Below are 12,642 nucleotides of genomic sequence, written 5' to 3' on the forward strand. Positions count from 1 at the left end.
GCATGCGACCGGGGGTGGGTGTGTCGCGCATTGGCCACCTGGCCGGGGCCCGTTCGGACCACCCGGCCGCGGCGCCGGACGGGCGGATCGACCGGCAGATACGCTGCCAGACATGCCCGCAACCGTCGACGCCGCGGCCGAGACCCCGCTCGCGAAGACCCGGCGGGCTCRCCGGATAGTGCGTCTGCTGGGCGATATCCATCCCGACGCCCGCATCGCGTTGCACTTCGACAACGCTCTCGAACTGCTGGTTGCCACCGTCTTGTCGGCCCAGTGCACCGACAAGAAGGTCAACGAGGTCACTCCCGGAGTGTTCGCCCGTTATCGGACCGCAGCTGGCTATGCGGGCGCGGACCGCGCCGAACTCGAGGACATGCTGCGGCCGACCGGGTTCTTCCGTGCCAAGGCGAACTCGCTGATCGGCATCGGCGCGGCCCTGACCGAACGCTTCGACGGTGAGGTTCCACGGTCGCTGGCGGCCCTGGTGACCTTGCCGGGCGTCGGTCGCAAGACGGCGAACGTCGTGCTCGGGCATGCGTTCGACATGCCCGGAATCACCGTCGACACCCACGTCGGGCGGCTGTCCCGCCGCTTTGGGCTGACCACTCAGACCGACCCCGTCAAGGTCGAGTCGGACCTGGCGGCGCTCATCGAACAGCGGGACTGGACCATCGCCTCCGATCGCATGATCTTTCATGGGCGACGGATCTGTCACTCGCGCCGCCCGGCCTGCGGCGCCTGCGGGCTGGCCCGGCTGTGCCCGTCCTTCGGGCTCGGCCCCACCGAGCCTGCCGAGGCGGCCCGGCTGGTCCGGGGAACACGCAGCGACGTCGAAACCCTGCGATGACCGAGCTGCCAGCCAACGCCGACGGCGCCTTCGACACCGACGGGACTACCGTCCCCCCGCCCCCGGCCTGGCTGCGCGCTCTGGCGGAGAAGGCCGGGCAGGCCCTCGTGACCAGCCGGACCCATCCGGGTCATGCAGGCGCGGATGCTCGACCGGCCGCCGTACTCATCCTGTTCGGCGATGATGGCCCGGAGGGGCCGGACATCCTCCTGCTCGAACGGGCGRCCGAGCTGCGCAGCCATGCCAGCCAGCCCGCGTTCCCCGGTGGCGCCACCGACGCGACAGACGAGTCGCGGGTGCACACGGCGCTACGCGAAGCCGAGGAGGAGGTAGGGCTCGACCCCGCGGGGGTCGAGGTGCTCGCYGTCGCATCCCCGCTCTACCTGCACGCCAGTCGTTATCTCGTGACCCCGGTGATCGGCTGGTGGCATACTCCGTGCGCGGTCGTACCCGTCGATCCCGCCGAGACGTCGTCGGTCGCCCGGGTGCCACTCGCGGAGCTGGCCGACCCGGCCAACCGGGTCATGCTGCGCCACCGCACCGGCCTCGCCGGACCCGCCTTCCGGGTCCGCGGCATGCTGGTGTGGGGCTTCACCGCGGGCATCCTCGATGTTCTTCTCCGTCTCGGCGAGTGGGAACGGCCGTGGAACGACACCGAGCTCATCGACTACCCGGTCGCGCGGGCCACGACCAGCGGGACCCCGGTCGTGCCCGCACAGACGACCAGCCCACCGGCACCGTCCCACCCACCGGCACCGTCCCACCCACCGGCACCGTCCCACCCACCGGCACCGTCCCACCCACCGGCACCGTCCCACCCACCGGCACCGTCCCACCCACCGCTACAGTCCGGTCCACTGGACAAGTCCCCGCCACTGGACAAGTCCAGCCCGCCGGCGGCACCGGCATCGCCCTGCGACGAGAGGCACAGCTGATGACCAGCACCGCGGACCGTGACCATGCGGGACCGCGACCGTCCATCCACTCCTCCCGGCAGGGGCGGTCACGACGGCCGGATGGTATCYAGCACCCGCCCGCTCGGGTGGCCTGGATGGACCGGACGGGCTGGACCAGGCGGACAACCCGRCTGGGCCGGCTCACGGTAGCCCTCGGGCTGGCACTCGGTCTGTTCCTGGGCGCCGCGGGTTGCGGAGGCTCGGGCAAGGACGGCACGTCGACGGGGCCCTCCCTCACTCCCACCGAGGGAGCGGGCGGCCTGCAGATCTTCGCCGTCACGGGCCTGCCGAACCTGCACTTCTCCGCGATGGAACTGGTGGCCAGGCCGGGGCGGATCCGCGTCGACTTCTCGGTCGCGCCGCAGTCCCCGCCGCACAACTTCGTCATTCCGCGGATTCCCGAGGCACACACGCGCATCGTCTCCGCGGGAGAGTCACAGAGCATCACCTTCTCYGTGACGGAACCGGGTAGCTACCCGGTGGTCTGCACTCTGCATCCCAACATGACAGCCACACTGAAGATCCTCTGAGTCGAACCGACGCCCGCCGTGCTCAACGTCCTGGACATCGTTCTTCTCCTGCTCGTCGTACTCTTCGCGATCTCCGGGTACCGGCAGGGCTTCCTGGTGGGCGCGCTGTCGTTCGTCGGCTTCCTCGGCGGTGGTGTGCTCGGTGCCAAGGTTGCGAAGCCCTTCGCCGAACTGATCGGCCAGGAGAGCCACGGCGCCATGGTCGGTCTCCTGGCCGTGCTCGGTCTCGCCCTGGTCGGGCAGGTCGCGGGCACCGCGATCGGGGTCGCCAGCCGGGACCGGGTGACCTGGCGCCCCGGCAGGGCCGTCGATGCCGCCGCGGGTGCGGTGCTCTCCGGCTTATCGGTGCTTCTTGTCGCCTGGCTGCTGGCGACGGCCGTCGATCGATCGCCCTTCGAGTCCCTCGCCCACTCGGTCCGGGAATCGCGGATCCTCGCCACCGTGGACGCCGGGATGCCCAACGAGGTCCRCAGTGCATTCGCCGACCTGCGCCAACTGGCTGACGACAACGGCTTCCCCGAGGTCTTCGCCGGGCTCGGCGGCGGGCGCATCGTCGCTGCCGATCCGCCCGATCCCGCTTCCACCCGGACTGCCGGGGTCCGCAACGCGGCGGCGAGCATCGTGAAGATCCGTGGCGTCGCCAGCTCCTGCGACAAACGGGTCGAGGGATCCGGGTTCGTCATCGCCCCGCAGCGCGTGATGACCAACGCGCACGTCGTAGCCGGAGTGCACCGTCCGGTGGTCGTGCTGGCCTCGCGCACCCTGCCTGCCGAGGTCGTCCTGTTCGACCCCGACCGGGACGTCGCCGTGCTCCGCGTGCCGGACCTGCAACGGCCGCCGCTGCGGTTCCGGACAAACCCACCGGCCGCGGCCGAAGACGCCGCAGTGATCGCCGGTTATCCCCAGGACGGGCCATACACCACTGTGGCGGCGCGCGTCCGCAACCATCAGACCGCCCAGGCCCCGGACATCTACTCGCACGGCCTCGTCCTGYGCGACATCTACGCGGTCCGTGGACGGGTGTTGCCGGGAAACTCCGGTGGACCCCTGTTGTCCGAAAGCGGAGACGTCCTGGGCGTCGTGTTCGCCGCGGCCGTCAACGACAGCGACACCGGTTACGCCCTGAGCGCCGCCGAAGTGGCCAGGCCTGCCGCCGCCGGGGTGATCGCCACGGCGGAGGTGAGCACTCAGGGGTGCGACTGACCTCCCGTACTCCCGCACCGGTGGCCGGGCGACGCTCAGGGACGAAGCCAGCCGAGCAGTTCGGCGTTGACGAGGTCGGGGGCCTCCTCATGCGGGAAGTGCCCGATCTCACCGAGCAGACGCCAGGTGTAGGGGCCGCTGACGTAACGCCCGGAGCCCTGGGCGGTGGACGGCAGGAAACAACGGTCMATTTCCCCGTGTATCTGCAGGGTCTCCATCCGCAGCGACCGACGGAGGACACTACCGAAACGCGCCCCATCGGGCCGGAATAACGACCGGAAGATCCACCGGTGGTACTCCAGGGAGCTGTGCGCCACCCCGGGAACGCGCATCGCCGATCGATATCGCCGCTCGGCCTCGGCATCCGGATACCCAGGTCCTCCCCAGCCGCGTAGCAGCGTTGCGACGTGGGYGGCGTCCTCGGCCACCAGGACCCGTTCGGGCCGCCACGGCAGCTGAAAACCGAGCATGTACCGGCTGGCGACACCCTGACCACGAGGATCCGCCGCGATCTGGTGCCGCAGCCGCAACGGATGGGGCATGGCCAGGATCGCGAGTCGACGCACCACCATCGGATGACGGACCGCAGTGGTCCAGCCAAGCAGCCCACCCCAGTCGTGGCCCACGACCGCGGCGTCCGGTTCCCCTAATGCTCTGACCAGACCGGCCACGTCATCRGAGAGGGTGAAGGCGTCATAGCCCCGAGGCGGCTTGTCACTCGCTCCGTAGCCGCGCAGGTCCGGCGCGACGACGCGGTAGCCCGCCGCCGCCAGCGCGGTGAGTTGGTGACGCCAGGCCCACCAGAACTGCGGGAAGCCATGCAGCAGCAGGACGAGCGGGCCGCTCCCCAACTCCGCCACGTGCAGCCGGGTACCGTTGGCAGACACGTCACGGTGCCGCCACGGCCCGTCGACCAGGACGGTGGCGGGCTCGGGAACGRTGTCCTCCATCGCCTGCCAGGATGGCAGACCAGCCCCCGGCCCCGGACCGGCGGTGCTCGTGACGAGCCGGTCGTGGGGTCCGCCGCCGGCCCTCGAACGTCCGCCGCCGGCTCCCTCGCCAGCCCCTGTGCCGACCGCGCCTGCAGCTTGGGTACCGGCGAACACCGAACAGGACGTCAGTGCCCGCGCTGGCCCGGGTGGGCGGCCRCACCCGCCGACTCGACCGCGTCTCCCGGTCCGACCGGACCCGCCGACCTGGCTGGGGCGGTCGTCGGATTACGTAGCCAGGTGATGTCGTCGCGCACGGTCTGGATGGTCCGCTCGGGCGGGGAGAGCTTGCGCAACCGCGCCATCGCGAACAGGGCCAGCAGCCCCGCGACGACGAGGTAGAGACCGGCCGTCAGCAGATAGGACCAGAAACGCTCGATGCCGGCCCAGGTGAACAGCTCTCCCAGAAAGATCGTGACGGCGATCAGAGCGCAGAACCCGAGGCCTGCCGCCACCGCCAGAAAACCGATTCCGAGCGCAGCCGACACCGCCTGCTGGGCAAGCTCGGCCTTGGCCAGGTTGATCTCCTGACGAACCAACAACGAGACATCGCGAGTGGCCAGAGCCACCAGCTCACCCAGCGTCGGCTCACGGCCGTCCCGAGCCTTCCCGGCTGCGATCGACACTTCTGGTCCTCCCTCTGGCGGCGACCCGCCCGTGCTGGACGGCGGGACAGTTCGCGCTACCGCCCTGATCCGACATGCACCCTGATCCGACATGCACCCTGATCCGACATGCACCCTGATCCGACAGGGTCCGAACCGGCGGCGGACCGGGAGGCCCCACCGGAGGCCATCCGCCCCGGCCCCCTCCGGTCCATACCGTCAATACCCTCCCGGCCGACCGTCCCCCCATCATGACGCGGTCCGCCGCCCCGGTCCCGCTACGCAGTCTCCCCCRCGCGGAGCCGCCTGGGGGCCCAACGACGCGGCTCAGACCTGTGACTCCTCCTACGGGTCTCACCGTCTTCCCGCTTGGCCCGGCCCGCCTGGCCTGGACGGTCCGACCCCGCACGGCCCAGCCCGCATGGCCCAGCCCGCATGGCGCGGACGGGTAGCGTGCGAGCTGTGAGTCTCCGCCCGTCTGGAACAATCCTCGCCGCCGATCCACTCGCCCGTGTTGCCGCTCTGCCCGGGGTGCGTGAAGCCGCGGACAGCGCCCGATCCGCGGTGGACACGCTTCTGCGCCACCGCGTTCTGCGCCGCCAGAGCGCCGAGGTGACCGCGGAGGCATCGTTGCGGGCCGCCCGCGCCTGCGCCGCCCTCGAGGGATACGAGATCAGCCTGGACGAGTTGCGGGCGCACCTGGCCCGGTCCGGGCCCGAAGGCGTGCTCCCCGGCCCGGAGGAAACGGACGCGTCGAAGGCCGGAGCGGTCACCGACCGCGGTACACGGAACGACGCCGCCATGACCGGATCCGGCCATCCGTTACCTGTCGTCCTCGSCACGGTTCGGCTCTACGCCGAACTGGGCATCCTGGTTCCGGCCTGGGAGCGGGCACCGCGACAGGCCCTGGCCCGCATGCACGTGCTGCTGGGCCGGGGTTTCGTCCCGGACGACGAGCTCGGTCGTCCGCGGGCCGATGCCGGCACCCGGGCGATCCTCGACCCGTTGCGGTTGGGCCCGCCTCCCCACTCGGTGGAGACCTCGGTTCGGCTGGATGGCCTGACCGGACTCCTCGTCGCGCCCACGAGCGCGCCGGCGATCGTGGTGGCCGCCGTGGTGCACGGGGAGCTGCTGGCCCTACGACCGTTCGGCGCCCTCGACGGGGTCATCGCCCGGGCCGCCGCCCGTCTGGTCCTGATCGGCCGRGGCCTCGATCCCAAGGCACTCACRGCGACCGACGTCGGACATCTCGAGATGGGACAGAACCCGGCGAGCATCCTGCGGGTGGACCGCGCGGGGGACGCCCACGCCGGAGAGGCCTACGCCGGAGAGGCCTACGCCGGGGACGCCTACGCCGGGTACCGCGAGGCCGCCGCGGCCTATGTCGGTGGCGGCGCCGACGGCGTGGCCATCTGGGTACGGCACTGCGCGAAGGCCCTGGAACTCGCCGCGCGGGAGTCCCTCGCCGTCTGCGAGGCGCTCGCCCGAACCTGATCCACACTTACGGAGCGATTGACGCACCTGACGGATCCGCTGCAGGGATGGACCACAACGAACCTGCCCGTATGAACCACTCGGTGCGGACCCCTGCGTGGGCTGCCGCCCCCTCCTGCCACGTGGGCGRCAGCCACGCGTTCCCGGCCTGCGGCCTCGGCAGGTCTCGGCAGGTCGAAACCTCCATCAGAACATCTTCAGGCCCTGTGGAGGGCGGTCATCCACAGGGCCTGTCCCGGCGCATGGTGAGACCACGTCTTCCCCGACCCCGATGGGAACGAGGCCGCCATGTCCCCTGCTCCGCCCCTGCTGACCGCCGCGGAGAACCACGGTCCGGTCGTACGCCCGCTCATCGTCACCGCCATTCCCGACCTGCTCGACGATCTGTTGCGGCTTGCGGCGGCCGCCGGTGTGTCGATGACGGTCGCCGCCGAGATGAGCGCGGTGCGCCGCAACTGGACGTCGGCTCCCCTGGTCATCGTCGGAATGGACGAGGTCGAGCCGTGCATCGCGGCCACGCTGCCCGATCGAYGGCATGTAGTCCTGGTCGGGGGACACGTCGACGACGGCCGGGTGTGGGACGCCTCCGTGCGCATCGGCGCCGATCACGTGGTCTTCCTTCCCGAAGCCGAGCCCTGGCTGGTCGACCTCCTCAGCGATCTCGACGGCCTCGATCGGCATCGTTCGGTGACGCTGGGCATCATCGGCGGCCGCGGCGGGACGGGAGCCTCCACCTTGGCCGTCTCGCTGGCCCTGGCCGGGCTGAGGCACGACCTGCGCACGATGCTGATCGACGCGGATCCGCACGGTGGCGGGCTCGCCCCCGCCTTCACCCGCCTCGTGCCGTCCATGTCCGGTGCCTTCCCTGGCGGGGAGACCTCCAGTCTGGCGCCGCTGTTTCCCACGCGCCACGACCAGCATGACCAGATGGACGGGAGCGGCCCGGTCGGACCGATCGCCTGGTCCGACCGGCTGCCCCGCCGGGGTGACCTCTCCGTGGTGTCCTGGGATCCCGCCGTCAGCCCAGCCGTTCCCCCGGCGACGATGGCCACCCTGCTCGCGACCGCTCGTTGCACGTCCGACCTGGTGATCCTGGATCTCCCCGGCCGAGGGAATCCGGCGGCCACCGCAGTCGACGCGGGCACCACCGTGGCCCTGCGGACCTGCCAGACGGTGCTGATCGTCACGCCCGCGGACCTGCCGTCGATCGTGGCGGCCGAACGTGTCTGCTCGGCCGCCATCCGCCGGTCCGCCGATGTGCGCGCCGTCGTCCGGCTRCACCCGTCCGACCGCCTCACCCCGGAGGCAATCGCCACGATGCTCGGCGTGCCACTGGCCGGGGTGATCAGCAGCCGACGGCACCGTTCGGTTCCCACTCGCGACCGCTACGGCGGCTCAGCCGACAGGAACACCATCGATCGCCTCAGCGAGGAGCTGCTGACCCGCCTCTGCGTTCTCGGGCCACGGGTGTGGCCCGATCCGGAGGCCTGGTCATGACCGGGCTCGGCGAGCGACGCAGGTCCCCATTCCCCGCCACAGGTCACACGGCCTCACCGGCTGCCCGAGCGGCCGCGAGGCCCGCGGTCTCCACACGATCTTCACCGCCGTCCGCAATTCCATCGGAACCGCTCGAACCGTCAGAACCGCTCGAACCGTCAGAACCGGTGACCGCACCCGCGGAGCCGCCCGGAGCCGGCCMGCTGGATCCCCTCCTCGCTGATCCGCACGTCACCGATGTCCTGGTCAACGGGCCCGGTGAGGTCTGGGTGGAACGCCGGGGCCGGCTCATCCGTACCTCGGTCGCGTTCGCGGACGAGGAAGCGGTGCGGCGCCTGGCCGTTCGTCTCGCCGCGACGGCCGGGCGGCGCCTGGACGCCGCGATGCCCTTCGCTGACGTGCAACTGCGCGACGGAACCCGGTTGCACGCGGTTCTGGCACCGATCGCGGTGCAGGGTACGTGCCTGTCGCTGCGACGGACCCGGCGTCGCCCCTTCACCTTCGACGAACTCRTGCTCGCCGGAACAATGAGCCCGGCGGTGGCGGGCGTGCTGCACGCGGTCCTGAGCGCCCGACTTGCGATCGTGGTGACCGGGGGCACCGGCTCGGGCAAGAGCACACTGCTTGCCGCACTACTGGGAGCGGTGCGCCCCGACGAACGGATCGTGCTGGTGGAGGACACCGCCGAGCTCGTCATGGACCGTCCGGGGATGGTGCGGCTCGAGGCCCGCCCGCCGAACATCGAGGGCGCTGGCGAGGTGACCCAGCGCGATCTGGTCCGCCAGGCGCTGCGCATGCGCCCGGATCGGCTGGTGCTCGGCGAKGTCCGCGGCCCCGAGGTGCTCGATCTCCTCGTCRCCCTCAACACCGGTCACGAGGGCGGGCTGAGCACCGTGYACGCCAACGACACCAGTGCGCTGCCCACCCGCCTGGAGGCTCTCGCCGCCCTTGCCGGGCTGTCCCGCCCCGCGGTCCACAGCCATATCGCGGCAGCGCTCCACACCGCCGTTCATCTTTGCCGGGAGGCCGACGGCCGCCGTCGGGTCTGCGCGATCGGGGTGTTCCGCCAGACGGACAGCGGACTGGTTCAGGTCGTGCCGGCCCTGGTCGTTCCTGCCGCACCTTCCCGGAACGGGCCAGCCCTGCGCGCCTGCGACCCGACGCCGGCGGAGGGCCTGCCGATCCTGCGTGACCTGCTGGACGTGCGCGGTGTCTCGCTTCCAGCCCTGGTTGACGCCGGGTCGCAGGTGCGGAGGCGAGCATGACCGTACTCGAGCGCGTGGGGACCGTCCCGGCAACCATCGCAGTCACCCGGCCGAGGACCGGAACCATGATCGGTTCAGGAATCGGCCTGGTCCTCGGTGCCGTCCTGCTCACGCTGACCTCCGGACCGGTGGCTGCGGGCGTCATGGCCGTGCTGCTCTGCTGTCTCGCCCGGGCGCGACGGCGGTCACTGGAGCGGCGCAGGCAGGTGGCGGTCCGYCAGTCCGCGGAAGACCTCCTCGCCGCGTTCGCGGCCGAGCTCGACGCCGGCGCACCCCAGCTCGAGGCCCTACGCCGGGCGGCGGGCGGCATCGACGAACTCGTTGCGGCACCGGCGGGACGATCGGCGTGGCTGCCCATCGACCAGCTCGGTGCCGCGCTCGACCGGACGGAGGAGCCCGGTGCGTTGTTGTGCCGCAGTGAGGCGTCATCACTGCGGCAGCTCGGAGTCGCCTACCAGGTCTGCGCGGCCGTCGGCGCAAGGCTGGCGCCCGTCGCGACGATGCTCGCGGCGGTCGCCCGCGCCGACGCGGTGCGGGCGGGCGAGCTGACCTCGGCACTGGCCGGGCCCCGGTCATCCGGACGGCTGGTGGCCTCGCTTCCGCTGGCCGGAATCGTCCTGGGGTCGCTCGCGGGAGCAGCGCCGATTGCGGTGCTGCTGGGCACGCCGGCGGGGATCGGATGCCTGCTCGTGGGCGGGCTCGCCGACCTGGTCGGAGTCCGCTGGCTTCGCCGCTTGGCGGACGGCGTGGAGCGACGGGGAGAGCCGGTGGCCGTGGATGCAACGGGCCTCGCGCCCCCGACCTCCGCCGTGGCGGGGCACAACCGGTTCCTCGCCGACTTTCCCCTGGCCCTGGACCTGATCGCGGCGTGTCTACGCAGCGGGGAAACCATTATGTCGGCGGCGCGGGCCGTCGGCGCCGCCACCGGTGGCGTGTTGGGCGCGGAACTGTGCTCCGTGGGCGATGCACTCGCGGCGGGCGCCACGGTGGGCGCCGCATGCGAGCGACTGGTGGCCGCGAGTCATGCTCCCCGACTCACCGACCGGTTGCCCGGATGGGCTCGCCGCGGCCGCGTGACGCCGCCGTCCCGGCGGGCCAGGATGGTGCGGGCAGCGATCATGGCGCTCGATCGCGCGGAGATGTCCGGGGCGAAGCTCGCCGCCACTCTCACCCGACTGGCCGATCGTGCCAGGGACGAAGCCCACGCGGAGAGCATCGCCGCGGCTCGTCGGGCAGGTGTCCTGGCGGTCGCGCCCCTGGGCCTGTGCTTCCTTCCCGCCTTTCTCCTGCTCGGAGTGGTCCCCATGGTCCTCGGATCCGTCCCCGCGCTGTTGCCGGCCTGAAGTCCCGATCATCCAGCTGCCACCGCGGCGCCAAGCGCCCAGGTCTGACCCATCGCTCGATCCCGATCCTCCCCCGTCCCGGAGGTAGTTCTCATGTTCCTGGCAGCCCGCTCCTCGTGCCGACGCCTGTCGCGATGGCCGGTGTCCCGGCGGCTTCTCAGCGTGTGGCGCCCGGCCGTCCAGGCCCGCGACCACGGCATGTCCACCGCCGAGTACGCGGTCGGCACGCTTGCGGCCGTGGCGTTCGCCGGCGTCCTCTACGCGGTGGTATCGAGCTCCGCGACCCGGTCGCTGGTCTCCTCGGTGGTGCAGCGCGCGCTGACCGTGGCGTTCTGAGCGCGGCCGTGATGCCTGTGCGCTCCTCCCAGCGGCCGCCGCGGCCGGTGACCCACCGACGTGGGAGATCCGTCCGCGGGTCGGACCGCGGCCAGGCCACCGCCGAGCTCGCGATTGGCCTGCCCTCACTGTTCGTCGTCTTCTTCCTGGCTGCCTGGATGCTCGGTGCCGTCGCGGCCCAGACCCGATGCGCCGACGCGGCACGCATCGGCGCCCGCCTGGCCGCCAGGGGGGAGCCGGATTCGGCCGTGCACACCATGGTGATCCAGGCGGCACCCGTCGGCTCCACCGTGACGCTGCACCGCGGCGCGGGTCGGCTCGAGGTACAGGTGTCGGTGCACGTCGGTGGCATCGGCGTCAGCCGGCTGGTTCCCGGCATCGAGGTGGCGGCGCGGGCCGTCACCCCCGTCGAGGCGACGGTCGATCTTCCGTCCGATGCCCCCACCGGATGCCCGGCCCGGATGGTGCCGTGAGCGGGGCGCGCCGGCTGAGGACGCTGCCGACCGTCAAGCCGGGGGTAGCGCCGTCCGTCGCGGCCCCCGATGCGGGGTCCGCGACGGTATGGCTGCTGGCCGTCCTGTTCGCGCTGCTCTCGCTGGTGAGCGTCGCGTTCACCGTGACGGTGATCAGCGCGGTCCGGCAGCGGGCCGCTGGAGCGGCGGATCTCGCCGCCCTCGCGGCCGCTGCGATGCCGCCCGCCGACCAGCGGACGGTGTGCGCGCGGGCCGACGAGGTCAGCGCAGCCAACGGGGCGCGGCTGGCAGCCTGCCGGGTCGACGGCAACGCCGTCGAGGTGACGGTCCTCGCGCGCCTACCGGCGGTACTCGGCCCGCTCCCGGAGCTGTCCGCCCGCGCCCGTGCCGGGCCGTGGGGAGGAGCGGAGGGTGTCTACTTCCCGGTCGGCGTGGACGACCCGGTTCCGGAACGGACGCCCTCGCGAGGTTGGGCGGCGCCGCTCGCCGCATCACCGCCACTGTCACGGCGCCGCAGATCAGCGACGCGGGCGACGATCCGGTCGCCCCGGTGGGGATGGGTGATGATCTGGCCCGAGGACGCCGCGGTGGGGACGGCCGCGGGCATCGGAGCGGCCGCCGGGCGCGCCTCGGGCGGGGCCGTCCGGGTTCGCGCCCCGCCGGTGGCGGCTTCGACGGACCGGGGGCCGCCGGTGGCGGGCGCGGGCGGAGCGGCCGGCGCGGCCGGCGCGGAACGCACCAGCGCCTCCATCTCCCGGGCGCGCTGGCGTTCCATCCGGTGGCGGCGGCGATCCCGCGCGAGGCCCTGCAGGAAGAGCTGCACGCCGGCCGCTACCAGCACTCCCGTGGCCAGGCCGAGGACGAACAGGCCCCAGGTGTCGAACGAGAGTATCTGTCCCATGATCAGGACTTCGGTGTGACCGCTGTTCTCCAACACGAGATCCGCGGTGAGAACTCCAGCCACCAGCAACAGCACGACACCGACGGTTACCACCGAGACCTCCAGAACCATGGACGTTGGTATAAACGACGGAGAAAAGCCGATCTGGTCGACATACCCGGGTCCGGTCGCGGGGRAACCACGCCGCGGCGAAGTGGTCACGG

The 12,642-nt window shown here is 72.0% G+C and carries 13 protein-coding genes and 1 pseudogene; 11 read left to right on the forward strand and 3 right to left on the reverse strand.

The genetic code is table 11. The features are described 5' to 3' along the window. Positions 1–112: 112 nt before the first annotated feature. The 4 genes from nth (at position 113) to Manayef4_RS00380 (ending at position 3,536) form a co-directional block, all read left to right on the forward strand. Complete coding sequence (nth, locus tag Manayef4_RS00365) at positions 113–847, forward strand: endonuclease III (RefSeq protein WP_070130237.1); 735 nt, start codon at positions 113–115, stop codon at positions 845–847. After that, entirely contained in the window at positions 844–1,782 is a 939-nt protein-coding gene (locus Manayef4_RS00370) for a CoA pyrophosphatase (RefSeq protein ID WP_070130238.1), read from the forward strand. Before nth ends, Manayef4_RS00370 begins: the two co-directional genes overlap by 4 nt. Positions 1,783–1,898: 116 nt before the next feature. After that, complete coding sequence (locus Manayef4_RS00375; RefSeq protein ID WP_011438645.1) at positions 1,899–2,333, forward strand: hypothetical protein; 435 nt, start codon at positions 1,899–1,901, stop codon at positions 2,331–2,333. A gap of 18 nt (positions 2,334–2,351) precedes the next feature. Then, the gene (locus Manayef4_RS00380; protein ID WP_070130239.1) at positions 2,352–3,536 is read left to right on the forward strand and encodes a MarP family serine protease; all 1,185 of its coding nucleotides are present in this window, start codon (positions 2,352–2,354) and stop codon (positions 3,534–3,536) included. A gap of 35 nt (positions 3,537–3,571) precedes the next feature. Here Manayef4_RS00380 and Manayef4_RS00385 read toward each other — a convergent pair whose 3' ends face one another. Next, on the reverse strand, positions 3,572–4,486 hold the full coding sequence (locus Manayef4_RS00385) for an alpha/beta hydrolase (protein WP_070130240.1): 915 nt from the start codon (positions 4,484–4,486) through the stop codon (positions 3,572–3,574). 167 nt (positions 4,487–4,653) lie between these two features. Continuing rightward, positions 4,654–5,151, reverse strand: coding sequence for a phage holin family protein (locus Manayef4_RS00390; RefSeq protein ID WP_254665386.1), 498 nt, complete (start codon positions 5,149–5,151; stop codon positions 4,654–4,656). A 441-nt stretch (positions 5,152–5,592) separates the two neighbouring features. On the opposite strand from Manayef4_RS00390, the gene Manayef4_RS00395 reads away from it, so the two are divergent. From Manayef4_RS00395 to Manayef4_RS25555, 7 genes and pseudogenes are all read left to right on the forward strand, one after another. Next, positions 5,593–6,624 (forward strand): hypothetical protein, encoded by a 1,032-nt coding sequence (locus Manayef4_RS00395; RefSeq protein ID WP_139139938.1) that lies wholly within the window; start codon positions 5,593–5,595, stop codon positions 6,622–6,624. A gap of 288 nt (positions 6,625–6,912) precedes the next feature. Continuing rightward, positions 6,913–8,121, forward strand: coding sequence for a septum site-determining protein Ssd (gene ssd, locus Manayef4_RS00400; RefSeq protein WP_070130242.1), 1,209 nt, complete (start codon positions 6,913–6,915; stop codon positions 8,119–8,121). Further along, on the forward strand, positions 8,118–9,386 hold the full coding sequence (locus Manayef4_RS00405) for a TadA family conjugal transfer-associated ATPase (RefSeq protein ID WP_070130327.1): 1,269 nt from the start codon (positions 8,118–8,120) through the stop codon (positions 9,384–9,386). The genes ssd and Manayef4_RS00405 overlap by 4 nt, the downstream gene beginning before the upstream one ends. Before the next feature lie 65 nt (positions 9,387–9,451). Beyond that, positions 9,452–10,729, forward strand: coding sequence for a type II secretion system F family protein (locus Manayef4_RS00410; RefSeq protein ID WP_236701450.1), 1,278 nt, complete (start codon positions 9,452–9,454; stop codon positions 10,727–10,729). A 93-nt stretch (positions 10,730–10,822) separates the two neighbouring features. Beyond that, positions 10,823–11,065 (forward strand): DUF4244 domain-containing protein, encoded by a 243-nt coding sequence (locus Manayef4_RS00415; RefSeq protein ID WP_023840725.1) that lies wholly within the window; start codon positions 10,823–10,825, stop codon positions 11,063–11,065. Between the two features lie 47 nt (positions 11,066–11,112). Beyond that, the gene (locus Manayef4_RS00420; protein WP_035729185.1) at positions 11,113–11,538 is read left to right on the forward strand and encodes a TadE family protein; all 426 of its coding nucleotides are present in this window, start codon (positions 11,113–11,115) and stop codon (positions 11,536–11,538) included. Then, a pseudogene (locus Manayef4_RS25555) lies at positions 11,514–11,921 on the forward strand (Rv3654c family TadE-like protein); the annotation flags it as partial. The gene Manayef4_RS00420 and the pseudogene Manayef4_RS25555, both read left to right, overlap by 25 nt. Before the next feature lie 32 nt (positions 11,922–11,953). Here the strand turns inward: Manayef4_RS25555 and Manayef4_RS25560 are convergent. Then, positions 11,954–12,550 carry a hypothetical protein gene (locus tag Manayef4_RS25560; RefSeq protein WP_035908651.1) on the reverse strand — a complete coding sequence of 199 codons (597 nt, stop codon included), beginning with the start codon at positions 12,548–12,550 and terminating at the stop codon, positions 11,954–11,956. Positions 12,551–12,642: the final 92 nt, after the last annotated feature.

It is taken from the genome of Frankia sp. CgMI4, assembly GCF_001756285.1.
In the GTDB taxonomy this organism is placed as follows: Bacteria; Actinomycetota; Actinomycetes; order Frankiales; family Frankiaceae; genus Frankia; species Frankia casuarinae.

Coding starts and splice junctions, on each gene's coding strand:
- Manayef4_RS25560 (WP_035908651.1), bottom strand. CDS start 12,550: ATGGTTCTGGAGGTCTCGGTGGTAACCGTCGGTGTCGTGCTGTTGCTG.
- Manayef4_RS00415 (WP_023840725.1), top strand. CDS start 10,823: ATGTTCCTGGCAGCCCGCTCCTCGTGCCGACGCCTGTCGCGATGGCCG.